The sequence below is a fragment of the Mesorhizobium sp. M0771 genome, assembly GCF_040320155.1.
Lineage (GTDB): Bacteria > Pseudomonadota > Alphaproteobacteria > Rhizobiales > Rhizobiaceae > Mesorhizobium.
This window is the reverse complement of sequence record NZ_JAMYPC010000010.1, coordinates 192706-216898: the sequence shown is the minus strand read 5'-3', so window position 1 is coordinate 216898 and position 24193 is coordinate 192706. Positions and strand designations below refer to the sequence as shown.

Sequence of the window (24193 nt, the reverse complement as noted above, 5' to 3'; positions counted from 1 at the left end):
AAATGAAGCTCGAAATGAATGTCGGGACGGTTCTTCTAGCGGCAAGATGCCGAGCGGGCAAGGTTCATGGCGGTGTCTCGCCCTGCTCAGGCGAAGGCGATCTGTACCTTCATCGATTTGTTGCGGTCGCCGGCGATCTCGAAAGCCGCAACCGCCTCGTCCATTGGATAGATGCCGGTCAGCAGCGGCTTGACGTCGACGCGACGGTTGTTGATCAGATCGACGGCCAGCGCGAACTCGTCGTGGAAACGGAAGGAGCCGCGCATTTCGATCTCCTTGGCGACGATGAGATTCTGAGGCAGCGACATGTCGCCGCCTAGGCCGAGCTGCACGAGCACCCCGCGCGGCTTCAGCACATCGAGCCCGGCTCGCACCGCGCGCTCATTGCCGGAGCATTCGAACATGACGTCGAAACTGCCCTTCTCGACATTGTAGCCAGCGAGCTTGTCGGCATCTGTGGCGACATTGATGGTGCGGTCGGCGCCGATCTCGTTGGCCTTGGCCAGAACCGCGTCCATGACATCGGTGACGACGATCTCACGCGCGCCGTGGACACGTGCGGCAAGGATGCTGAGCGCACCGATCGGCCCGCTGCCTGTGACCAAGACCCGCTTGCCGAGCAGCGAGCCGGCGCGGTTGACGGCATGCAGCGTTACCGCGAACGGCTCGGCAAAGGCGGCTTCGTTGATGGAGACATGGTCGGCTATCTTGTGGCACTGCCAGGCCTCGGCGACGAGGCACTGGCGGAAGGCGCCCTGTATATGTGGCATCGGCATGGCGCTGCCGTAGAATCGCATGTCGAGGCATTGGTTCTGCACGCCCTGCAGGCAGTAGCGGCACGCATTGCAGGGCCGGCTGGGCGAAATCGCGACGCGGTCGCCGACGGCGAGGCTGGAGACGCCGGCGCCAAGCGCCTTCACCGTGCCGGCGACCTCATGTCCGAGGATCATCGGCTCGCGCAGGCGCACCACGCCGAAGCCGCCATGATTGTAGTAGTGCAGGTCCGAGCCGCAGATGCCGCCGGCCTCGACCGATATTTCGACCTGTCCGGCGCCAGGCGCGCCCGGATCGGTCTCTTCGATGCGCAGGTCTTTTGCGGCGTGGATGACGATTGATTTCACGGCCGCGATCCTTTCTCAAACCGCTGGCACGGGCAAGTCCGATCTCCGAAATGTGTTGCGTTCGTTGGCCCATCAGGCCGAGGGGTGCCAAATCGCCACCGATCGGATATCATTTGCCATCCAACGCTCGAAGGCTCCGCCATGCACCTCACCTCGCTGCTGATCTTCGCCGCCGCTCTCTTCGTTGCCGCCGGCTCGCCCGGCCCATCGATCGCGGCACTGGTTGCCCGCGTCATCTCGAAGGGCTTTCGTGACGTGTTTCCGTTCCTGCTCGCCATGTGGATCGGCGAGGCCATCTGGCTGTCGCTGGCGGTGTTCGGGCTGGCGGTCGTGGCGCAGACCTTCCATTTCGCCTTCGTCGTCGTGAAATGGATCGGCGTCGCTTACCTCACCTACCTCGCCTTCAAGATGTGGACCGCACCTGTCGACGCAAAAGAAGGCGAGATGCCGCGCGAGGATTCGGCGACAAAGCTGTTCTTTGCGGGTACGGCGGTGACGCTCGGCAATCCCAAGATCATGATGTTCTATCTGGCGCTGCTGCCGACGATCATCGACCTCGCTTCGGTGAGTGTCATCGGCTGGGTCGAACTGACGGCGACGATGGCGGTGGTTCTGATCGCCATCGATCTCGCCTGGGTCGTCGCGGCCTCACAGGCGCGCAAACTGTTGAAGAGCAAGCGTGCGATGAAGATCGCCAACCGCATCAGCGCCACGACGATGGCCGGCGCTGCCGGGGCCATCGCGGCGCGATCCTGACCGCCTTTCTATGGGAACCTCAAAGCTAGACTTTGTCCAATAGATCCATGCTATCAGACGTGCCAACTTTCCAGCCGGCGAAGCATCCCAAAACGCCACAGGCCGCGCATCGTACGCCAACATACAGCCAGCGAACGCCGTCACGTTCCGGGTAGATGGAAAACCCGACGCCGATGTTTGCAGCTTCGGAGCCGCACTCGGTGCACGCCCATCGTTCCGGCTGGGCTTCGTCCCAAAATTCCGCACTGTCGCAGATAAGATGCTCGGATCCGCAGACCGTGCACGTTCGTCGCGCCACACCCTCGTCATCGTCGGCATCGAGGAGAAACGAGATGGAACCGCACTTGCAGCGGGCGAGCCTGAAGTCATGAACCTCGGCGTTGTCGGCGCCATAGGCTTCCAAGTATTCTCCGATGTCAGTGGGCTCGCTGCCAACCCACCACTTGCCTGACGTATCTATCGTCATTGGTCACCTCGCCATGGCGTGGTATTCGTCGTTCGGCTGCATGTCGATGGCCGCCGCCACGCGGTTCGACATGTTGAAGAAGGCGGCGGTCGAGGCGATGTCCCAGATGTCGCGGTTGGTGAAGCCGGAGTTGCGCAGTGCTTCCCTGTCCGCCTCGACGATCTTTGCCGGCTGTTCCGTCAGCTTGACGGCGAATTCGAGCATCGCCGTCTGTTTCGGTGAAAGATTGGCAGCGCGGAAGTTCATCACCATCATCTCGCCGAGAGCCGGATCGCCGGAGAGCTGGCGCACCGCCGCGCCATGCGCGGTCAGGCAATAATAGCAATGGTTGATCGAGGAGACGACGACCGCGATCATCTCCCGCTCCAGCTTCGACAGGCCGGATTCACTCAGCATCAGATCATTGTAGGTGTCGGTAAAGGCGCGCAGCTTCTTCTCGTCGAAGGCATAGGCAAGAAGCACGTTGGGAACCAGGCCGAGCTTTTCCTCGCATTTGGCGAAATAGGCTTTTGTCGCCTCGCTCAGCTCCGCGATACCGAGGTCAAGTGCGCTGATTTTGCCGGACATGGGGTCTCCTCCTGGTTCACCGCCGCCTGACCGTCGAATTCCTGTAATTCTTATCGAGCCGTCAAACCTTTGTCGCCAAACAGCGGTCATCTGCTACCATAGTCGTAAAAGCATGTGACGGGAGGACAACATGGCGAGCGTGAAATCCGCAGCTAAGCCGAAGAAAACAGCCACTGCCGGGGTGAAACCCGACGGGAAGCCGGCCAGGCTCGCCGACTATCTGCTGGCCCGCGCGCCGGCCGAAGACATTGCCGCCTATGACGCCGCCGACCTGGAGCGCGCCGCCGACCTGGCAGGACGTGCGGTCGCCGCCCACAAGAAGGGCCAAAGTGTCGTCGCCGTCGATGCCGGGTCGGGCGTCTCCCGCGAGGGCCGCCCGATGACGATCATCACCGTCGTCAACGACAACATGCCGTTCCTGTTCGATTCGATCCTCGGCGAGATCACAGAAACTGCCGGCGAACCGACTTTGGTCACCCATCCGGTCATCGTCGTGCGTCACGGCAAGGCCGGCGTCGACGAGATCCTCGGCGACGGCAGCGCCCTCAAGGACGATGGCAATCACGACCGGCTGAGCGTCGTCCATGTCCATATTCCGCGCCTGACGGCGGAGCAGGCCGACGCGCTGGCCGACCGCCTGCGCAAGATGCTCAACCAGGTGCGCGCCGCCGTCAGCGACTGGAAGCCGATGCTCGCCCGTCTCGACCAGGCGATTTCCGAATTCCGCTATTCCGCCGTGCCGCTCGACAAGAAGAGCGTTGCCGAGGCCATCGCCTTCCTTGAATGGCTGCGCGACGACAATTTCACTTTCCTTGGCATGCGCGAGTTCAAATATTCCGGTGGCGCGGAGAGCGGCAATCTAGAGCGCGCCGACAAACCCGGTCTCGGCATCCTCGCCGACCCGGATGTGCTGGTGCTCCGGCGCGGCACCGAGGCGGTGACGACGACGCCCGAAATCCGCGCCTTCCTGCATGGGCCGGAGCCGCTGATCGTCACCAAGGCCAACGCCAAGTCGCTGGTGCACCGCCGCATTTATCTCGATTATATCGGCGTCAAAACCTACACCGCCAAGGGCACGCTTGCCGGCGAGTTGCGCATGGTCGGCCTGTTCACCTCGACTGCCTACACGCGCTCGGTGATGAAAATCCCGTATCTGAGGTCAAAGGCCGAGACCATCATCGCCAAGTCCGGCTTTGACCGGCACGACCATTCCGGCAAGGCACTGATCAACGTTCTGGAGAGCTATCCGCGCGACGAACTGTTCCAGGTGCCGGTGCCGATCCTGAAGAAGCACGCCGCGGCCATTCTCGGCCTGGTCGAGCGGCCGCGGGTGCGGGCGCTGGTGCGCGCCGACCAGTTCGACCGCTTCGTCTCGATCCTCGTCTTCGTGCCGCGCGACCGCTATGACAGCGTCGTGCGCGAGAAGATCGGCACCTATCTCAAGACCGTCTTCGAGGGCCGTTTGTCGGCTTACTATCCGGCTTTCCCCGAGGGCGGGCTGGCGCGTGTGCATTTCATCATCGGCCGCTCCGGCGGCAAGACGCCGAAGGTCGAGCAGGCGGTGATCGAAGCGGCGATCCGCGACATCGTGCGAACCTGGGACGACGCGCTGGCCGAAGCCGCGGAAGCCGTCGGCGGCGATCCATCGCTGAAGGCGATCGCCGCGCGTCTGCCTGAGAGCTATCGCGATTCCTTCAGCGCGGCCGTCGCGCTGAAGGATGCGGGGCGCATCGCCGGCATCAGCACCGCCAACCCGATCGCCATCGACTATTACCGCCATGCCGAGCAGAAACCGCATCAGGCAGCGCTGAAGATCTACCACCACGGCAGCCCGGTAGCGCTGTCGCGTCGCGTGCCGGTGCTGGAAAACATCGGCTTCCGCGTCATCAGCGAGCGCACCTTCGAAGTTGGCGAGGACGGCGGCGACACCGTCTTCGTCCACGACATGGAACTGGAGAACAGCTACGGCAAGCCGATCGACCTCAGCGATGGCGGCGCGCTGTTCGAGGACGCGTTCCTGTCGGTCTGGCGCGGCGACATCGACAATGACAGCTATAACGGGCTTGCCCAGACCGCCGGCCTGTGGTCGGGCGAAGTCAGCATTCTGCGCGCCTATGGCCGCTACCTGCAGCAAGCCGGTATCCCGCAGAGCCAGGATTTCATCGCGGCCGCGCTCAACCGCTATCCCGACATTGCGCGCGGCCTGCATGCGCTGTTCGTCGCTCGTCTCGGCCCGACCGCCGAGACGGAAGGCGTGATCGCCGCCAAGCACCTCAAGGCCAAGATCAAGGACGCGCTGGAGGAAGTCCCTAACATTGATGACGACACGATCATCCGCCGCTATCTCAACCTGATCGAAGCCTCGTTGCGCACCAACCATTTCGTTGCGGGAACGAAGGCGCGGGGCCAGTCGCTGGCGATCAAGCTGGACTCGCAGGCGGTCGAAGGATTGCCAGCGCCGCGGCCGTGGCGCGAGATCTTCGTCTATGGTTCCGAGGTCGAAGGCGTGCATCTGCGCTTCGGCCCGGTTGCGCGCGGCGGCCTGCGCTGGTCGGACCGCGCCCAGGATTACCGCACCGAGGTGCTCGGCCTGGTCAAGGCGCAGCAGGTCAAGAACGCCGTCATCGTGCCGGTCGGCGCCAAGGGCGGCTTCTATCCGAAGAAGCTGCCGATGAGCGCCGGCCGCGACGCCATCTTCGAGGCCGGCACCTCGGCCTACAAGAATTTCGTTTCCAGCCTGTTGTCGATTACCGACAATATCGGGCTGGACGGTGTCATCCCGCCGGCCGGCGTTGTCAGGCGCGACCCCGACGATCCCTATTTCGTCGTCGCCGCCGACAAGGGCACGGCGACCTTTTCCGACACCGCCAACGCCATCAGCGAAAGCCACGGCTTCTGGCTCGACGACGCCTTCGCCAGCGGCGGCTCGGCCGGTTACGACCACAAGAAGATGGGCATCACCGCCAAGGGCGCCTGGGAAGCGGTCAAGCGGCATTTCCGCGAGATCAACCGCGACATCCAGACCACCCCCTTCACCGTCGTCGGCGTCGGCGACATGTCGGGCGACGTGTTCGGCAACGGCATGCTGCTGTCGCCGCAGACCAGGCTGATCGCCGCCTTCGACCATCGCGACATCTTCATCGATCCCGATCCAGACAGAGTGGCGTCGATGGCCGAGCGCGAGCGCATGTTCGCGCTGCCGCGTTCGTCCTGGCAGGACTATGACAAGACCAAGCTGTCGGAAGGCGGCGTCATCGTCTCGCGCAGCCAGAAGTCGATCACGCTGCCTGCGGCAGCGGCGGCGGCGATTGGCCTCGCCAAGACCACCGCGACACCGGCCGAGATCATGACCGCCATCCTCAAGGCGAATGTCGATCTGTTGTGGTTCGGCGGCATCGGCACGTATTTACGGGCCTCGGGCGAAACCAATGCCGAAGTCGGCGACCGCGCCAATGACGCCATCCGCATCACCGCGCTCGATGTGCGGGCCAAAGTGATCGGTGAGGGCGCCAATCTCGGCGTCACGCAGCGTGCCCGCATCGAATTCGGCATGAATGGCGGTCGCTGCAACTCCGATGCCATCGACAATTCCGGCGGCGTCAACTGCTCCGACGTCGAGGTCAACATCAAGATCGCGCTGGCGTCCGCCATGCGCAAGGGGTCGCTGACCCGGCCGGCGCGCAACAAGCTGCTGGCCGAGATGACCGACGAGGTCGCCGGCCTCGTGCTGTCCAACAATTACGAACAGACGCTGGCGCTCTCCATCGCCCGCAAGCGCGGCCTTGCCGACATCGCGCACCAGAGCCGGTTCATGGCGGCGCTGGAGGCTCGGGGCCTGCTCGACCGCGCTGTCGAGACGCTGCCGTCGCCGGCCGCCCTTGCCGAGCGCGAGGCGCGTGGCGAGCCGCTGACCCGGGCGGAGCTTGGCGTGCTGCTCGCCTATGCCAAGATCGTGCTGTTTTCCGACATCGTCGCCAGCGACGTGCCGGACGACGCGCATTTCGACCGCGACCTGATGGGCTATTTCCCCGATCGGATGGCGAAGAAATACGCGGCCGAGATCCATGGCCACCGGCTGCGCCGCGAAATCATCGCCCGCGTCGTCGCCAACGATCTCGTCAATCGCGGCGGACCGTCATTCGTCAACCGGCTGCAGGAAGCCACGGGGCGCAGCGCGGCCGACGTGGTGCGCACCTTCGCCGTGGTGCGCGACGGCTTCGCCCTGCCGGCGCTCTATCGGGAGATCGATGCGCTGGACAGCCACATCGACGGCCAGGCGCAGCTCGATCTCTACCAGTCCGTCAGCCGGCTTATCTTCGTGACCAGCGGCTGGTACCTGAAGAACGATGCCGGCACCGCAGCGCTCGGCCAGCGCATTGCCGAACTGCAAGAGGCGCGCATGGCGCTGGAGCCGAAGCTGCTCTCGCTGCTACCGGCCTTCTCGCGCGAGCGGGTCGAGGAGCGGCGGCACGGCCTCTTCAAGGCCGGCGCCCCGGAAAAGCTCGCCGGGCAGCTGGCAATGGCCGATGTGGCGGGACTGATCCCCGACATCGCACTGACGGCGCGCACGGCCAATGCCGACGTCGTCGCCTCGGCCAAGGCGTTCTTCGCCGTCAGCGATGCCTTCCGCATTCCGCGCGTCGAAGAGGCGGCGCGTTCTATCACGCCGTCGGACTATTACGACCAGCTGGCGCTGTCGCGCGCCACCGACACGATCGGCGCGGCGCGGCGCGGCATCGCGGTGGCGGCTCTCGCCAGCCATACCGGGACGGCGGATCCTGTGGCGGCCTGGCTGGAAGCCGGCGGCGAGCGCGTGGCGCGCATTCGCGAGCGGCTGCAAGCGCTGACCGAAGGCGGGGATATCACCGTGTCCAGGCTGTCGGTGGCTTCGGGGCTGATGAGCGATCTGACGGGGATGTGAGGCTCGGGACTTTACCCTCCCCCTTGTGGGGAGGGTCGCTGCGAAGCAGCGGGGTGGGGTGCGGCACCGACCCCCACCCGGACCTTCGGTCCGACCTCGCCACAAGGGGGAGGTAGGGGCGCGGCGCCTTTCTTCGCGTCTCTATGCAGGTAGACAGCGGCGACATCCAGGTGAGGGGCAGCGCGAATCTTTGGCGGTTTGCATGAGCATTCGAAACATGCAGACATGGCGTCCGACAAGCGCGGTGTCCGGGGGAATCATCATGGCGGCGGTAGATGCAGTGCAGCGGGCATCGGGACGCGGCATCTGGGGGTGGATGTTCTTCGACTGGGCGGCGCAGCCGTTTTTCACCGTCGTCACCACCTTCATCTTCGGCCCTTATTTCGTCTCGCGCATGGCGAGCGATCCGGTCTCAGGCCAGGCGGCCTGGGGCTACGGCATCGCTGTTGCGGGCCTGGTCATTGCCGTTTTGTCGCCCATCCTCGGCTCGATTGCCGACCAGACCGGGCCGCGCAAGCCGTGGATTGCGTTCTTCGCCTCGATCAAAATCATCAGCCTTTGCCTGCTATGGTTTGCCGCTCCCGGCTCGAATCTTTTCCTGGTGGTGCTGTTCTTTTCTCTCGCTTCGGTCGCGGCGGAATTCTCGACCGTGTTCAATGATTCGATGATGCCGCGCCTGGTGCCGAAGAGCGAGATCGGCCACGTCTCCAACATTGCCTGGGGCCTTGGTTATCTCGGCGGCATGATCGCGCTGATCTTTGTCGTCGCTTGTCTGGCGGCTTCGCCGGAGACCGGCAAGACGATCATCGGGGTCGACCCGCTCTTTGGGCTCGACCCGAAACTCGGCGAGGACGCGCGCGCCACCGGGCCGCTGTCGGCTGGCTGGTATTTCCTGTTCATCCTGCCGATGTTCTTCTTTACGCCGGACGCCATCAAAGGCATTCCGATCGGGCCGGCGGTGCACGAGGGGCTGTCGGAACTGAAGTCGACGCTGACTGAAGTGCGCCGGCGCAAAGGCATCTTCCGCTTCCTTGTCGCCCGCATGATTTATCAGGACGGCGTCAATGCGCTGCTCGCTTTGGGCGGCACCTTTGCGGCAGCGATGTTCCACTGGTCGATCACCGAGATCGGCATGTTCGGCATCATCCTCAACGTCGTCGCCATCGTCGGCTGCCTGGTTGCCGCATGGCTGGACACCGCGCTTGGCTCCAAGACCATCGTGATGATTTCGCTCGCCCTGCTCAGCATCGCCACCATCGGCATCGTTTCGACCGGGCCAGGCTACACGTTGTTCGGCGCCTGGATGATGCCGGGAGCCGATAGTGGCGGCCTGTTCGGCACGGCGGCGGAAAAGGCCTACGTTTTCTATGGCCTGCTGATCGGGCTGGCGTTCGGACCGGTGCAGGCGTCGTCACGCTCCTACATGGCGCGCAGCGTGACCGCAGCCGAATCCGGCCGCTATTTCGGCATCTATGCGCTGGCCGGAAGGGCGACGAGTTTCCTGGCGCCGTTCATGGTGGCGTCGATCACGCTCGCCAGCGGCTCGGCGCGGCTCGGCATGGCGGCCATCGTGCTGTTCCTGGGCGTGGGGATCGCGATATTGATCTGGACGCCGTACCCGGCGGATCAGCCGGTGGAATAGCGCCGCACTTTTCCTTCTCCCCTTGTGGGAAAAGGCAGAGGCGCTCAATGCCTGAAATGCCTCACGCCGGTAAACACCATGGCGATGCCATGCGCGTCGGCAGCGGCGATGACGTCTTCGTCGCGCATTGAACCACCGGGCTGGATGACGGCAGTGGCGCCGGCTTCGATGGCTGAGATCAGCCCGTCGGCGAAAGGGAAGAAAGCGTCGGAGGCGACCACCGAGCCCTTGGTCAACGGCTCCGCGAGGCCAGCTGCTTCCGCCGCGTCGAGCGCCTTGCGGGCGGCGATGCGCGAGGAATCGACGCGGCTCATCTGGCCGGCGCCGATGCCAACCGTGGCGCCGTCCTTGGCGTAAACGATGGCGTTCGACTTGACGTGCTTGGCGATGCGGAAAGCGAATTTGAGGTCGGCCATCTCGGCCGCCGTCGGCGCGCGCCTGGTCACCACCTTGAGCTCGAGATCGTCGACCACCGCGTTGTCGCGGCCCTGGACGAGCATGCCGCCAGCGACGGATTTCACAGTGATGCCGCCGGCGTGCGGATCGGGCAGACCGCCGGTGACCAGCAGTCGCAAATTCTTTTTGGCGGCGATGATGCGGACAGCGTCCTCCGACGCGTCCGGCGCAATGATCACCTCGGTGAAGGTTTTTACGATCTCCTGAGCCGCTTCGGTATCGAGGATGCGGTTCATGGCAACGATACCGCCAAAGGCCGAAACCGGGTCGCAGGCCAGCGCTCTCGCATAGGCAGCAGCCAGCGAAGCGTCCTCGGCGACGCCGCACGGGTTGGCGTGCTTGATGATGGCAACGGCGGCGCAGCGGTTGGGGTCGAACTCGCCGACCAGCTCGAAGGCGGCATCGGTGTCGTTGATGTTGTTGTAGGACAGCTGCTTGCCCTGCAACTGGCGAGCCGTGGCGACCCCCGGCCGCTTGTCGCCATTGACATAGAAGCCGGCGCTCTGATGCGGGTTCTCGCCATAGCGCATGACGCTTTCCAGCCTGCCGCCGAAGGCGCGCCAGGTCGGGTGCTCGATCTCAAGCGTTTCGGCGAACCAGCCGGAGATCGCCGCGTCGTAGCTGGCGGTGCGGGCAAAGGCCTTGGCCGCCAGCTTCTGGCGGAAATCCAGCGACAGCGAGCCGATGTTCATCTCCAGCGCGTTCAGCACCGAGGCATAATCGCCGGGATCGGTGACGATGGCGACATAGGCGTGGTTCTTGGCCGAGGCGCGGATCATCGCCGGGCCGCCAATGTCGATGTTCTCGACAACAGCGGCATAGTTGGCGCCGGAGCGGCGGACCTCCTCGAACGGGTAGAGATTGGAGACGAGCAGATCGATCGGCTCGATACCGTGATCGTGCATCGCCTTGGCGTGTTCGGGATCGTCGCGCACGCCGAGCAGCGCGCCGTGCACCGACGGGTGCAGCGTCTTGACGCGGCCGTCCATGATCTCGGGAAAGCCGGTCAGTTCGGAAACGTCGCGCACGGCAAGGCCAGCTTCGGCGATCGCCTTTGCCGTGCCTCCGGTCGACACCAGCTCGACGCCGGCCGCGACCAGCCCTTTGGCGAAGTCGATCAGGCCGGTCTTGTCGAAGACCGAAAGCAGGGCGCGGCGGACCGGAACGAGGTCGGGTGCCGGAATGTTCTTGGCGGCGACGGCCATGGGCTGGCGGCCTTTCAGGGCTGATTGGAGAGCGTTGCCGGGCCGTAGCACATGAGGTCAGGAAATCAAGCCGGAAGCTTGATCAAGCCCGGCAACGACGCTCAGCTGTTCTCGGGATAGCCGGCGATGCCGGTGCGTGTCAGCTGCCAATGCACCTCGGCGATCTCCGAGGCCTTGAAGGCGAGCACGATCTGGCGGCTGCGGCGCGGGCCGCCAAGGCCGGCGAAATAGATCGATTCCTCGACCTCCGGCACCACTTCGGTGCAGGTGAACACCCAGGTGTCGGCCTGGTCGGCGGTCAGCACCAGGCGGTCATGCTCGTCCTGCAAAAGGTTGATATCAGGGTGGATGTGGAAGCGCACCACGACGAAGTCGCGGCCATTGTTGCGGATCGCCGCACCGCCCGGGCGGAGGAAGCGATCCCTGCCGGCGAGCACATTGGCCTCGCTCGACAGTTTCAGCTCGCGCTCATGCAGGAAGCCAAAGCGCTGCATATAGCCGTCATGGCGGGCGATGAAGCCTTGCGTGCCCTTCTGGTCGATGCGCTTGCAAGGCACATGCTGCGGGCCGCCGAGCAAGGGTGAGCCGAGCAGGTCGTTGACGCGCAGCGAATGGGAAAACCGCGCCGACGAGGTGTCGTTGATGGTGGCGGTCGAATGCGCCGCGGTGGCACGGGCCAGCGGCCGGAACTCGGCGGCGCCATAGGTGTCGATGCCGGCATTGACGATATAATGCTGGCGACCGGACGAGAGTTCGAAGGCCAGGCACCCGGCATGCGCGGCGTTGGACACATCGACGGCCGGCGACGGGCCGGTATCGGCAATCACCGTCACGCCGCCCATCGACAGGCGCTCATAGCCGGAATGCGGCGCGTGCAGCAGCGGCGCGCCGGCGGTGTCGTCGTGGCGCAAGATGGTGGCTATACGGTCGTGGATGGTGGCGCCCATGCCGTTGAAGCGGGCGAGGCTGCCATCCTGATGGCGGAAGAAGCGCAGCGCCGGCAGCATGCGGTCGATGGCGCCCATCAGGGCGGCCGGTGGCGTTTCGGCCTGATTGGCATAGGTCTGACGCAGCGGCAGGAGATCGGCGAGCAATTCGAGCACCGCCATCGGGTTGCGCGAAATATGGCCGCCATCGGGAAGGATCTGGCGGTCGAGTTCTTCCGCCAGGCTGCGGGTGGCGCCGCGCAGTGCCGAGGCCGGCGCCGGCAGCGACAGCGCGGCGAAGGCAAGCGCGATACGAGCGCGCAGCCTGTCCTTGCCGTCCGGCATCTCGCGCGCCATCGAGCGGAGATAGCGGATCTGCACGGCGAGCGATTTCAGGAAGGCGCGATAGAACGGAAATTCGGCCCCTTGTAGGACAACCGAGGAGTGTTGCAACCAGGCAATGACTCGCTTGGCGGTGGTGCCGGGCTCCCAGGCTATGCCGGAAATCTGGTTGCCATGCATGGCGATCCAGTCGGAGACAAGCGCGCGTGCATTGGCGGCGGCCAGCTCGGTGCCGGCGGCGCGCATATGGCGCAGCCAACGGAAACCGTGCAGCGTCTTCACCCAGCCGCGGTTGGCGACGTCGATCTGGAATGGTGATTTGCCGCCGGTCTCGACCAGATGTCCCGACAGCGGATAGCGGCCATAATAAATCTCGAGCGCGATCTGCGGATCGGCGAGCCTGAGGTCGGGCGGTGCGATCAGGACGCGTTCGGGCGTGCGCCCGGAATAGCGCCAGCGATAGACTGGCCCTGCGCGAAGGCGCCGGCGCGTCTTGCGCCAAAACTCCTTAGCGACAAGCGTCCACAGACGTGTCGTGCTGCCGGCAGCCAGTGCCAAAACCCCTCCTCGTCGCCTGGAGCTAGAGCATGCTGTCGTCCGAAAACCGCGTCGCAGGTTTCGGCATCATGTTCCGGTACCCCAGCACAAGCTTATATGATTCAAGAACTTATGCGAAGTCGAATTCCGCCGACGTGAAGCGCCTCACGCTGCCGGCCACCGACCCACCCCGAAAAAAGTCAAGCGCTTCGCGGGCTTAAGCCCGGCAATCCGGCACTCACTTGCGGTTGTGGCGAGACCGAAATTCGCTGGGCGAACAGTTTTCGCGGTCGCGAAACAGACGGGAGAAATAGAAGGCGTCGTGGATGCCGACGGCGGCCGCAATGGACTCGATGGGCGAATCGGAGGCGGCCAGCATCTGTTTGGCGCGGTCGAGCCTCGTGCGCAGTTGGAAGGCCTTGGGCGACATGCCGGCTGCCCGCGCAAATCTGCGCCGCAAGGTTGCCGGCGACATCGAGAATTTCGCGGCGAAGGCATCGAGATCGACCGGGTCGCACGCGCAGCGGCGCAATTCGTCGACGATGGGCTGCATGTCGGCGGCATCCTGGAGGCTGGGGTTTCGTTGACGGTTGTTCCAATCCATTGCCTGGCGGGCAGCACGCACGACGATGCGATGCATCGTGGCGGCGGCTTCTGCCTGGCTCAGCATCGTATCGAGCGACAGCTCACTATGCAGCCTGTCGAACAGCCGCTGCATTTTGCCGAGGTCGCGCAAGGGGACGACAGGGGCGTCCTCGGCGATCAGCCGCAGCCGGGTGAAATCGCGTATCAAGGCCCCGTCGAAGAGCGCCCAGCGTTCGAGCCAGCCCGATGCGTCCGGCCCGTAGGAATGCATCCTCCCGGCAAGCAGCCAGAACAGGGCCGGCGCTTGGATCGTCTGCATGCCGGCAGTCCTGGTTTCAAGCCAGCCTTGACCGTTCTCAATCAGCACCACGGCGAATTCAGGCAATTTGCGCGCTTGGATCGCCTGCGTGACGCGATGCCGACCAATCCCTGTAACCGACAGGCCGCCGGCCGCGGCCGGTGCGGATCTGTAGAGTGCGTAAGGGAGATCGTTCATGAGCGAAAAGTCCATGGCTTCGTTCTGTCCATGGGCGAGTGTGCAAACAGTATGGCATTTCCAGCTAAGGATGGAAAATCGCAGGTGGCTGAAATGTCAAGCTCAACAGGTGGCATGCAACGACGGAGTCCTGTTGCGTCAATCGATCTGAACGCCAACGGCAAGACATTATCGATGGCGCCGAACCGGTTGGGTCATCTCGTGCCAACCGACGCCGGGATCGGCATCGATGCCATTCGAGGCCTCCTTGCCGAGCAAGGCTATGTCTGGCTGAAAGGTATGCTGCCGCGCCGCGACGTCATCGATTTTCGCGGCTGGGTGTTTTCGTATCTGGCCGACACCGGCTTGCTGCAGCCCGGGTCCGATCCCGCGCTTGGCCTGGCGGCGGCCGGCACGTTCGACCGTCAGTTCGCCGATCGCCGGTTGATGGCGCTGGTTCGCTCCACCGCCTATGAAGGGTTCTGCGCACAGCCCCTGATGGCCCGGCTGATGGATGCGTTCGTCGGCGGGCTGTCCTATTTGCACAAGCGCAAGATCATGCGTTTCACCCAACCGGGCACCACTGTGGCGACGCCGGCGCATTACGACCTCGTCTATCTGCGCGGCGGCACCAGCCGCATCGTCACTGCCTGGATCCCGATCGGCGACGTTCCCGTCGACATGGGCGGCCTGATCTATCTCGAGGGATCGCACGCCATCGGCCTCGACATGGAGGCCCGGTTCGCCAGGGACAATGCCGGGCTGAGCCCGCAGGAGCGCATCAGCGCCTACAACCGGAACATGAGCGAGGGCGGCTGGGTGTCGAAGGACCTGCCCGACATGGCGGAGCGGTTCGATACACGCTGGCTGATCGCGGATTTCGAGGCCGGCGATGTCGTCCTCCACTCGCCCTATATGATCCACGCCTCGACAACCAACCAGAGCGCGGAGGGGCGTATCCGGCTCTCCACCGATATCCGCTACCAGAATGTCGATGATGAGATCGATGCAAGGTGGGGGAAGCACTGGTCCTTGGACGACATGCTTTAGGCATGTCGTCGCGTCGGAGTCAGGCCAGACATCGCATGCGGGCGGCAAAGAAGCCGTCCAGGCCGGAAACCCCTGGCGAACCACGGTCAAGATCGGCGGGTGTGGTGCGCAGCGTGCCTTGCGGGGTCAGGAAGGCGTCGATGCCGGCGATTTCGCCGGGCTGCAGCGGATCGTCGGCGACGGTCTTGTTGCCGGCCAGAAAGGCGCGATACAGATCCTCGCCTTCGATCGGGTCCAGCGAACAGTTGGAAAAAACAATCCGGCCGCCCGGTTTGACCAAAGTGACGGCGCGGGCGAGCAGCTTTGCTTGCAGATCGGCTAGCTTTTCGACGTCGGCTGCCGTCTTGGTCCATGGCACGTCGGGGTGGCGCCGAACCGTGCCTGTGGAAGAGCAGGGCGCGTCGAGCAGGACGGCGTCGAAAAGCTCCGCCGGCTGGTATTTCAGCAGATCGGCCTGCACGATCTCGGCGGACAGCGCGAGCCGTTCGAGGTTCTGCGTCAGCCGCGCCAGCCGGTTCTTCGAGGTGTCCACGGCGGTGACTTTGGCGCCGGCAAGGATAAGCTGAGCGGTCTTGCCGCCGGGGGCGGCGCAGAGGTCGGCGACGCGTAATCCTTTGACATCGCCGAACAGCCGCGCCGGAAAACTGGCGGCGGCGTCCTGGACCCACCATGCGCCTTCGCTGAAGCCCGGCAGTTCGGTGACGGAGGCGCTGAGCTTTTCCACTCGCACCGTGCCGGTCGGCAGCACGATGCCGCCGAGCTTTTCGGCCCACAGTTCGGGATCGGCCTTGACCGTGAAATCCACCGGCGCCTCAACGCGATGCGCCGCCAGGATCTGTCTGGTCATCTCAGGGCCATAGGCAGCTTTCAGGCGATCGGAGAACCATTTTGGCGCCTCATCGGTGGCGGCAAGAGCTGCCGGCAGTTCGGTTTCCTTGGCGCGCACCAAAGTGCGCAGCACGCCGTTGACGAGGCCGGAAAAGCGCTGCGTGCGTGGGTCCGACTTGGCGTGGGTCACAGCCAAATCGACGGCGGCGCTGTCGGGGATGTCGAGGAACAGGATCTGCGCCGCCGCAACATGCAGGATTTGCGACAGCGCTGTGGCGTTGGGCGGCAGCGGCTTTTCAAGGCGGCGGGCGAGGAGCCCGGCAATGGTCATGCGGTAGCGCAGCGCGGTCACCAGTATGGCGCGCACCAGGCCGCGGTCGCGCAGGTCGAGCACCTTGTATTGCGGGTGGCCGTTCTCGTGGTCCGTCAGCCCGTCGAGCGGCGTTTTGGCGTCGATAACGGCGGCCAGCAGCCGCGCCGCGGCCTTGCGCGCGGCGAGGCCGGCGACGAATTCGTCCGAGCTGTTTTCGCGATCGCCTGAATGTGCGGGCCGGGATCTGGCGCCGCTCACGACCACGGACCTTTGGGTCCGGTCGGATTGCGGCCCCACGGATTGGCTTTCGGCTTGGCCGGTTTGGTCGGCTGCGTGGGGCGTGCTGCCTTACCCCACGGACCTTGCTCGGCATCGGCCGGCAATTCTTCGATCGGCTCTGGCGTCGGCGCCTGGCGCGGCGCCGGCTGGCGGCCTGCCATGTCGCGCGCCATCGCCTGCAGCGCGGCGATGCGGTTGTCGGTGTTCGGGTGGGTCGAAAACAGGCTGTCCATTCGCTCGCCGTGAAGAGGATTGATGATGAAGAGATGCGCGGTCGCGGGATTGCGTTCGGCATCCGGGTTGCGGATGCGTTCGGCGCCGCGGGCGATCTTGTCAAGCGCTGATGCCAGCCAAAGCGGATTTCCAACGATTTCGGCGCCGCGCCGGTCGGCCTCGTATTCGCGGGTGCGGCTGACCGCCATCTGCACGATCATGGCGGCGAAGGGCGCGACCAGCATCGCCACCAGCACGCCGACAAAGCCGAACGGGTTGTTGTTGTCGCGGCTGCCGCCGAAGAAGAAGGCGAAATTGCCGAGCATCGAGATGGCGCCGGCGAGTGTCGCGACAATGGTCATGGTCAGCGTGTCTCGATGCTGGATGTGGGCCAGCTCATGCGCCATGACTGCCGCCACCTCCTCATGCGACAGGCGCTCCAGCAGCCCGGTCGAGGCCGCGACCGCGGCGTTCTCGGGATTGCGGCCGGTGGCGAAGGCGTTCGGCTGCGGATTGTCGATCAGATAGGTCTTGGGCATCGGCAGGCCGGCCTGCTTGGCCAACGCCTCGACGATGGCGTGGAATTCGGGCGCGTTCCTGGCATCGACCTCGACGGCGTGGTTCATCGACAGCACCATCTTGTCGGCATTCCAGTAGCTGAACAGATTGGTGCCCGCGGCGACCAGGAAGGCGATCATCATGCCGCCGGTGCCGCCGATCAGAAAACCGACGCCCATGAACAGCGCCGTCATCGCGGCCAGAAGCATGGTGGTGCGTAGCGTGCTCATCATCTGCTCCCTGTGCGGCCGTGGCAAAAAAAGGTCGATCGGGGTGAACTCATGGCTATATGATGGGAAACGCCGCCCTTGGTTTCAATCCGCCCGGACTATCGCATGACCGACCAACCCAGCAAAGCTGATGCCGACCGGGAGAAGGACCTGACGCCGGCGGCCAGCCGAGCGCTGGCTGAAGCCGAGGCGCGCCGTGAAGCGTATCGCCAGAAGGAAGCTGCGTTGCCGAAGGAAATCGGCGGCCGCGGCGGCAAGGAACCCGGCCGCTACGGCGACTGGGAAGTGAAGGGACTGGCTAGCGATTTCTAGGGGTTCAGGAACGGAAGAACTGGGGAACTGGTGAACTGAAGCGTTGAAGAAAAAGGCGCACAGCCGTTCTCCAGTTCTCCAGTTCTCCAGTTCTCCAGTTCTCCAGTTCTCCAGTTCTCCAGTTCTCCAGTTCTCCAGTTCTCCAGTTCTCCAGTTCTCAGGCCGCGCTGCGCTGTGCCCCCAGCGTCATCCAGCCGCTGTCATCGATGGCGATGGAGACGGTTTCATAGCCACCAATCGAGTTGTGCTGAGTCGTCATTGGATGTTGGTGAGTGGCGCTGATCACCATCACCGACGCTCCCGCTGCTTCCGCGGCGGCGATGCCGGCCGGCGCATCCTCGAAGACCAGGCAATCGCCGATGTCGACGCCGAGCCGTTTTGCCGCCAGCAGGAAACAGTCTGGCGCCGGTTTGCCGTGAGACACATCCTCGGCCGCGACCACCAAGGCGGGAACCGGGATGCCGGCGGCCCGCATGCGCAGCAGCGCCAACGGGCGCGGCGCCGAGGTGACGATCGCCCAGCGCTCTGGCGGCAAAGCGTTGAGGAACGGCACGGCGCCGGCGATCGGCAGCACGCCTTCGACATCGTCCGACTCGGCCTGCAAAAGCACAAACGCCTCATGAACAGGGTCGACGCCGGGAAGCGCCAGCCTGGTGATGGTCTCGACCGCCCGCACGCCATGGATCGTCGGCAGGAAGGCTTCGACGTCGAGACCGTGCTTAAGCGCCCACGCCGCCCAGACGCGCTCGGCCGAGGCGATCGAATTGAGCACCGTGCCATCCATATCGAACAGGAACGCGGCGAATTTTCTGCCTGCAAACATCCGATTTTCCATGGGGTTAGGGATCGTTTCGGGAGGGTCGAAACATGTCGTGCGACCGTAACGTCGCCACGCCTGCCTGGGAAGCCGCGCGAGAGCCTTTTCGATAGTTCCAGGGAACCATGGTCCCGCCTCTGGCGTTTTGAGCATACTGTTTTCCACGGGATCGAAGGGGCAATCATTGTGCTGATCCGGCTCGGCTACGAAATCGCCATTGAATGCGTCGGCGCCACGCCGGTCATCTCGCTGCTTGATATCCACAGGGATCGTCAGGCCGACATCAAACGGCAGACGCGCGTGCTGACGTCGCCTTCAGTGCCGAGCAAGGTCTATCACGATCTGTTCGGCAATACCTGCCGCCGCTTCACCGTACCCGCCGGCAGTTTCCGCATTCTCTATGACGGAGCCGTCGAGGACAGCGGCGAGCCTGACGCGGTCAACACGCTGGCCAAGGAAGTGCCGGTGGCGGAACTGCCGGACGATGTGCTCGGCTACCTCCTCGGCAGCCGCTATTGCGAGACCGATCATCTGAGCAGTCTGGCCTGGCAGCTTTTCGGCCATGTTCCCTCTGGCTGGGCGCGGGTGCAGGCGATCGTCGACTATGTCCACAACCGGCTGTCCTTCGGCTATGGCTATGCGCGGTCGACGCGCACCGCGGCCCAGGCGCATGAGGAGCAGGTTGGCGTATGCCGCGACTTCGCCCATCTGGCGATCACGCTCTGCCGTTGCATGAACATCCCGGCCCGCTACGTGAACGGCTATCTCGGCGACATCGGCGTGCCGGCAGATCCGGCGCCGATGGATTTTTCAGCCTGGATGGAAGTGTTCCTCGAGGGCAAATGGTATACGTTCGACCCCCGTCATAATCGTCCGAGGATAGGCCGCGTCGTCATCGCGCGCGGTCGTGATGCCACGGACGTGCCGCTGCTGCACAGCTTCGGGCCGCATCAGCTCTCGCTGTTCAAGGTCTGGACCTATGAGCAGGAAGGCAATCTGTTCAACCCGCCCTATCACGGCGTCGACAAGACCGTCAGCGCGCGGATGCTGGCGTGACCGGATGTCTGATCCGCTTCGACACACAATCCGGAAATGGAAAAGGCCGCCGCTTCTTGACGAAGCCGGCGGCCTTCCGTGTTTCCGTCCGTGGCGCGGCCAATGGCGGCGACCGAGGTCACCCGCCGCGCTTATCGCGCCTTAACGGGAAGACTGCTTCCCGAAAGTGCAATCCGCTGAGGCCACGTTCTGGAAAACGAAATCACTCGACATCGGATCACCTCCTTTCGATTTGTTGAACACGTACAGATGATGGGGTGCGTTGCAGCAAAAAACAAGATGCCGATTTGAAATAGCTGGCGAGCCGACTTTTGCGCCGGGTTGCGAAGAGCCGCGAGGGCGGGCAAAATCCATGCAAGGTGGATTGTCAGGACTCGGGAGGATTGCCATGGAGGCAGCCGAGAAGGCCGCGCGCATCGTGCGAACGGTGATCGAAACGCTGAAGCCGGGTTTTGCGGTCAAGCTGTGGACCGGCGAGCGAATCGGTCCCGCCACCGGGCCCGTGCTCACCATCAACGACCAGGACATCGTCTGGCAGGTGGTGAAGCGGCCATCGTTGTCGACGCTGATCGAGATGTGGATCTCCAAGACGATAGACATCGAAAATGGGACGATTTTCGATTTCTACGCACTGCCGTCGCAAGGCAAGCTCAGGACCAAGCTCAAGTCGCTGCCGAAGCTGGCGATCCTGCGCGACCTGCCGGCGGTGCTCCTGTCACGCAAGCAGATGAGTGCACGCACCGATCTGTCGGGTCGCAACCCCTATGTCAGCGGGTCGAGCCAGGAGGCGATCCAGCATCACTACGACATTTCGAATGCCTTTTACCGGCTCTTCCTCGACGAGCGCATGGTCTACAGCTGCGGCTACTTCAAGGATTTCGCCGATGGCATCGACCAGGCGCAGGCCGACAAGCTCGACCATATCTGCCGCAAGCTCAGGCTGAAATCGGGCGAAAAGCTGCTCGACATCGGCTGCGGCTGGGGCGCCATGCTGATCCATGCGGCCAAAAATTACGGCGTCGTCGGCCATGGCGTGTCGCTGTCGCAGGCGCAGACCGATCTCGCCCGCGAGCGCATCCGCGCCGAAGGGCTGCAGGACCGCATCACCATCGAGATCAAATCCTATGCGGAACTCAAAGGCTCCTTCGACAAGATATCCTCGATCGGCATGTTCGAGCATCTCGGCCTCGCCAACCACGCCAGCTATTTCAAGACCATCCATCGCTTGCTGAAGCCCGGCGGCATCTATCTGCACCACGCCATCACCAGGCGAAGCAAGGGCGACTTGAAGAAAACCTTGCGCAAGGGGCCGGAGTTCAAGGCGCTGCTCAAATACATTTTCCCCGGCGGGGAACTCGACACGATCGGCATGACGCTGGGCAATCTGGAGGCGCATGGCTTCCTGGTCTACGACGTCGAGAATCTGCGCGAGCACTATGCGCGCACCTGCCGGCTGTGGGCCCAGCGGCTACAGGCTCGCTTCGACGAGGCGGTCGCCGAAGTCGGCGAGGCCAAGGCACGGCTGTGGCTGCTTTATCTCACCGGCTGCTCGATCACCTTCGAGCGCGCCTCGGCGCAGATTTTTCAGACCGTCGTCACCAAACGCGCACGCGGCCTGAGCGGGCTGCCGCCGACACGGGCGGATCTGTATCGGTAGAGATAGGATTCGGGGCCGAACCCCACGCTTTCCAAGGTCTGCGATTCGCTGCCTCGCGGTAGAGGCCTACACGAACCGCATCGGCGCGCCGATCTCGACGCCGGCAGGCCTGTCCACAGTGCAATAGACGCCGAGATTATGGGCGTTGTGGCGGACCAGATTGCGCAGGATGCCGGGATCGTGGTCGAAGCCGTCCTGGCTGATGATGGTGAAGCCGCAGCGGCGGCACGGCTCCGAGACGGTCACCAGCAGGTCGCCGATGGCAAGCTTGCGGCCAATCCATTCGGTCTCGGGAAACGAGCTCTCGACCGCCGCCATGTCGACGACAATGTTGGGGCGGAAGCGGCGCGGATTGGGAATGCCTTCGGGGTGCAGCGCCTTTAGCCGCGCCAGCGATGCGGTGGTCAAGAGATGGATCGGCGCTTTGCGGTAGCGCGCCGCGGTGAGCGGGCCGGTGTAGCCGGGGGCGTTGTCCTGGCTGAACGGCCGGATCGAGGCGGCGAAGCCGAGATAGGCCGAGATGGCTTGGTCGCATTCCACACCCGGCACTGCCAGCCAGTCGCCGTCGGGAACGGCGATCTCCAGCTCGCGATCGTTGGTGAGCCGGGTGCAGATGCGCGGCACCTTGTGCCACTTGGCGTCGCGGTCGGGCCGCGCGATCTCATTGTCCGAGACATCGACAAGGCCGAACAGCCGGTCGCCGTCGATGGTTTCAAGGCCGACCGAAATGGCGTCCTGGCGTTCGCCGGCAAGCGAACTTGCGGGGTAACGCCAGAGCTCCGTGACTGCGCCCAGTGCAGCCATCAAATCCCCTCAGCCCTTCTTGTTCTGGCGGTTGGCGATCAGATCATCGACCACGGCCGGATCGGCCAGTGTCGAGGTATCGCCGAGCGCGGAAAAATCGTCCTCGGCGATCTTGCGCAGGATACGGCGCATGATCTTGCCGGAGCGGGTTTTCGGCAGTCCGGGTGCGAACTGCAGCTTGTCGGGCGAGGCGATGGCGCCGATCTCCTTGCGGACATGGGCCACGAGCTCCTTGCGCAGTTCCTCGCTCGGCTCCACGCCTTTCATCAAGGTAACGTAGCTGTAGATGCCCTGGCCCTTGATGTCGTGGGGATAGCCGACGACAGCTGCTTCCGACACCTTCTCATGGCTGACGAGCGCCGATTCGACCTCGGCCGTTCCCATGCGGTGGCCGGAAACGTTGATGACGTCGTCGACGCGGCCGGTGATCCAGTAATAGCCATCGGCGTCGCGGCGACAGCCGTCACCGGTGAAGTATTTGCCCTTGTAGGTGGAGAAATAGGTCTGCACGAAGCGGTCATGATCGCCATAGACGGTGCGCATCTGGCCGGGCCAGGAATCGGCGATGCAGAGATTGCCGTCGGCCGCCCCTTCCAGCACCCTACCTTCGCCGTCGACCAGCTGCGGCCTGATGCCGAAGAAGGGCCGCGTCGCCGAACCAGCCTTGAGGTCGGTGGCGCCGGGCAGCGGCGTGATCAGGATGCCGCCGGTCTCGGTCTGCCACCATGTGTCGACGATCGGCACCTTGCCGTTGCCGACGATGTTGAAATACCACTCCCAGGCTTCCGGATTGATCGGTTCGCCGACTGAGCCCAGCACGCGCAGCGACTTGCGCGAGGTCTTCTTCACCGGTTCGTCGCCGGCGCCCATCAGCGCGCGCAGTGCCGTCGGCGCAGTGTAGAAGATGTTGACCTTGTGCTTGTCGATGACTTCCCAGAAGCGCGACTGCGAGGGGTAATTCGGCACGCCCTCGAACATCAGCGTGGTGGCGCCGTTGGCGAGCGGGCCATAGACGATGTAGCTGTGGCCGGTGACCCAACCGACATCGGCGGTGCACCAGTAGATATCGCCATCATGGTAGTCGAAGACATATTGGTGGGTCATCGAGACATAGACGAGATAGCCGGCGGTGGTGTGCAGCACGCCCTTCGGCTTGCCGGTCGAGCCTGAGGTATAGAGGATGAACAGCGGATCCTCGGCCTTCATCTTCTCCGGCTTGCAGTCGCCTTTCACCGTGGCGATCTCGTCATGGTACCAGATGTCGCGTCCCTGAACCCAGCCGGTCTTGCCGCCGGTGCGGCGCACGACGACCACCTTATCGACCTTGGTGCCGGCCTTGGCGGCGATTTCGATCGCTCTGTCGGTGTTTTCCTTCAGCGGGATCGGCTTGCCGCCGCGCAGGCCCTCGTCGGCCGTGATGACGAAGGTCGACTTGCAGTCATCGATGCGGCCGGCCAGCGCGTCCGGTGAAAAGCCGCCGAAGACGATCGAGTGGATGGCGCCGATGCGGGTGCAAGCCAGCATCGCGTAGGCCGCTTCCGGGATCATCGGCATGTAGATGGTGACGCGGTCGCCCTTCCTGACGCCGTGCTTCTTCATCACATTGGCGAGCCGGCAGACATGCTCGTAGAGCTCGTTATAGGTGATCTTCTTGTCGTCGTAGGGATTGTCGCCTTCCCAGATGATGGCTGTCTGGTTGCCGCGCTTCTTCAAATGGCGGTCGATGCAGTTGTAGGAGACGTTGGTTTCGCCGTCCTCAAACCATTTGATCGAGACCTTGCCCTCGAAGGAGGTGTTCTTGACCTTGCTGAACGGCTTGAACCAGTCGATGCGCTTGCCGTGCTTGCCCCAGAACTTGTCCGGATTCTTCACGCTGTCGGCATACCATTTGAGGTAGGTGTCGTTGTCGATCAGCGCATTCTTCTTCCACGCCGGCTGGACGCGGTGGATCTTCACCTCGGACATGTCTTCACTTTCCTCCCAAACGAGCCCGCCGGCTTGACCTCAGCCAGGATCACGGCGACGCAGCCGCGAATTCGGCGGCATTATTAACAGTTCCGCGCTGACGGCAACATTA

Annotated in this window: 18 protein-coding genes; 7 read left to right on the top strand and 11 right to left on the bottom strand. The window is 64.0% G+C overall.

All coding sequences use genetic code 11. The features are described 5' to 3' along the window. Positions 1 to 86: 86 nt before the first annotated feature. On the bottom strand, positions 87 to 1121 hold the full coding sequence (locus tag NKI05_RS17660; RefSeq protein WP_023815290.1) for an L-idonate 5-dehydrogenase: 1035 nt from the start codon (positions 1119 to 1121) through the stop codon (positions 87 to 89). A 141-nt stretch (positions 1122 to 1262) separates the two neighbouring features. On the opposite strand from NKI05_RS17660, the gene NKI05_RS17655 reads away from it, so the two are divergent. Next, positions 1263 to 1877 carry a LysE family translocator gene (locus NKI05_RS17655; protein WP_023815289.1) on the top strand — a complete coding sequence of 205 codons (615 nt, stop codon included), beginning with the start codon at positions 1263 to 1265 and terminating at the stop codon, positions 1875 to 1877. Between the two features lie 25 nt (positions 1878 to 1902). Here the strand turns inward: NKI05_RS17655 and NKI05_RS17650 are convergent, their stop codons facing one another. Together NKI05_RS17650 and NKI05_RS17645 are read right to left on the bottom strand one after the other, a co-directional pair. Continuing rightward, positions 1903 to 2343, bottom strand: a complete 441-nt coding sequence (locus NKI05_RS17650; protein ID WP_023736823.1) for a hypothetical protein — start codon at positions 2341 to 2343, stop codon at positions 1903 to 1905. 3 nt (positions 2344 to 2346) lie between these two features. Beyond that, positions 2347 to 2910: a peroxidase-related enzyme gene (locus NKI05_RS17645; RefSeq protein WP_023712042.1), complete on the bottom strand. Its 564-nt coding sequence runs from the start codon at positions 2908 to 2910 to the stop codon at positions 2347 to 2349. A gap of 130 nt (positions 2911 to 3040) precedes the next feature. Between NKI05_RS17645 and NKI05_RS17640 the strand changes: the two genes are divergently transcribed. Both NKI05_RS17640 and NKI05_RS17635 read left to right on the top strand, forming a co-directional pair. Continuing rightward, positions 3041 to 7831: an NAD-glutamate dehydrogenase gene (locus tag NKI05_RS17640; RefSeq protein ID WP_023806395.1), complete on the top strand. Its 4791-nt coding sequence runs from the start codon at positions 3041 to 3043 to the stop codon at positions 7829 to 7831. Positions 7832 to 8093: 262 nt separating this feature from the next. Continuing rightward, the gene (locus NKI05_RS17635) at positions 8094 to 9473 is read left to right on the top strand and encodes an MFS transporter (RefSeq protein ID WP_023726112.1); all 1380 of its coding nucleotides are present in this window, start codon (positions 8094 to 8096) and stop codon (positions 9471 to 9473) included. Between the two features lie 44 nt (positions 9474 to 9517). Here the strand turns inward: NKI05_RS17635 and purH are convergent, their stop codons facing one another. The 3 genes from purH to NKI05_RS17620 all read right to left on the bottom strand — a co-directional run bounded on the left by purH (position 9518) and on the right by NKI05_RS17620 (position 14035). Next, on the bottom strand, positions 9518 to 11134 hold the full coding sequence (purH, locus tag NKI05_RS17630) for a bifunctional phosphoribosylaminoimidazolecarboxamide formyltransferase/IMP cyclohydrolase (RefSeq protein ID WP_023815288.1): 1617 nt from the start codon (positions 11132 to 11134) through the stop codon (positions 9518 to 9520). Between the two features lie 101 nt (positions 11135 to 11235). Next, positions 11236 to 12960, bottom strand: a complete 1725-nt coding sequence (locus NKI05_RS17625) for a heparinase II/III family protein (protein ID WP_023742197.1) — start codon at positions 12958 to 12960, stop codon at positions 11236 to 11238. A 217-nt stretch (positions 12961 to 13177) separates the two neighbouring features. Next, a complete protein-coding gene (locus NKI05_RS17620; RefSeq protein ID WP_502898762.1) occupies positions 13178 to 14035 on the bottom strand; it encodes a helix-turn-helix transcriptional regulator in 858 nt (285 codons plus the stop codon). A gap of 99 nt (positions 14036 to 14134) precedes the next feature. Here NKI05_RS17620 and NKI05_RS17615 point away from each other — a divergent pair, with 99 nt between their 5' ends. Continuing rightward, positions 14135 to 15049 carry a phytanoyl-CoA dioxygenase family protein gene (locus NKI05_RS17615; protein WP_245261834.1) on the top strand — a complete coding sequence of 305 codons (915 nt, stop codon included), beginning with the start codon at positions 14135 to 14137 and terminating at the stop codon, positions 15047 to 15049. Positions 15050 to 15068: 19 nt separating this feature from the next. On the opposite strand, the gene NKI05_RS17610 is transcribed toward NKI05_RS17615, so the two are convergent. Together NKI05_RS17610 and htpX are read right to left on the bottom strand one after the other, a co-directional pair. Next, a complete protein-coding gene (locus NKI05_RS17610; protein ID WP_023815285.1) occupies positions 15069 to 16454 on the bottom strand; it encodes an RsmB/NOP family class I SAM-dependent RNA methyltransferase in 1386 nt (461 codons plus the stop codon). Beyond that, entirely contained in the window at positions 16445 to 17470 is a 1026-nt protein-coding gene (gene htpX, locus NKI05_RS17605; protein ID WP_023726115.1) for a zinc metalloprotease HtpX, read from the bottom strand. Before htpX ends, NKI05_RS17610 begins: the two co-directional genes overlap by 10 nt. 105 nt (positions 17471 to 17575) lie before the next feature. Here htpX and NKI05_RS17600 point away from each other — a divergent pair, with 105 nt between their 5' ends. Further along, positions 17576 to 17782 (top strand): DUF1674 domain-containing protein, encoded by a 207-nt coding sequence (locus NKI05_RS17600; protein ID WP_023688862.1) that lies wholly within the window; start codon positions 17576 to 17578, stop codon positions 17780 to 17782. Positions 17783 to 17939: 157 nt separating this feature from the next. Here NKI05_RS17600 and NKI05_RS17595 read toward each other — a convergent pair whose 3' ends face one another. After that, positions 17940 to 18605 carry an HAD-IA family hydrolase gene (locus tag NKI05_RS17595; RefSeq protein WP_023684076.1) on the bottom strand — a complete coding sequence of 222 codons (666 nt, stop codon included), beginning with the start codon at positions 18603 to 18605 and terminating at the stop codon, positions 17940 to 17942. Positions 18606 to 18785: 180 nt separating this feature from the next. Here NKI05_RS17595 and NKI05_RS17590 point away from each other — a divergent pair, with 180 nt between their 5' ends. After that, positions 18786 to 19655: a transglutaminase-like domain-containing protein gene (locus tag NKI05_RS17590; RefSeq protein ID WP_023815283.1), complete on the top strand. Its 870-nt coding sequence runs from the start codon at positions 18786 to 18788 to the stop codon at positions 19653 to 19655. Positions 19656 to 20043: 388 nt separating this feature from the next. Next, positions 20044 to 21312 (top strand): class I SAM-dependent methyltransferase, encoded by a 1269-nt coding sequence (locus tag NKI05_RS17585; protein WP_023815282.1) that lies wholly within the window; start codon positions 20044 to 20046, stop codon positions 21310 to 21312. Between the two features lie 66 nt (positions 21313 to 21378). Here the strand turns inward: NKI05_RS17585 and NKI05_RS17580 are convergent, their stop codons facing one another. Both NKI05_RS17580 and acs read right to left on the bottom strand, forming a co-directional pair. Then, complete coding sequence (locus tag NKI05_RS17580; RefSeq protein WP_352792752.1) at positions 21379 to 22116, bottom strand: MOSC domain-containing protein; 738 nt, start codon at positions 22114 to 22116, stop codon at positions 21379 to 21381. A gap of 9 nt (positions 22117 to 22125) precedes the next feature. Next, complete coding sequence (gene acs / locus NKI05_RS17575) at positions 22126 to 24081, bottom strand: acetate--CoA ligase (protein WP_023693191.1); 1956 nt, start codon at positions 24079 to 24081, stop codon at positions 22126 to 22128. Positions 24082 to 24193: the final 112 nt, after the last annotated feature.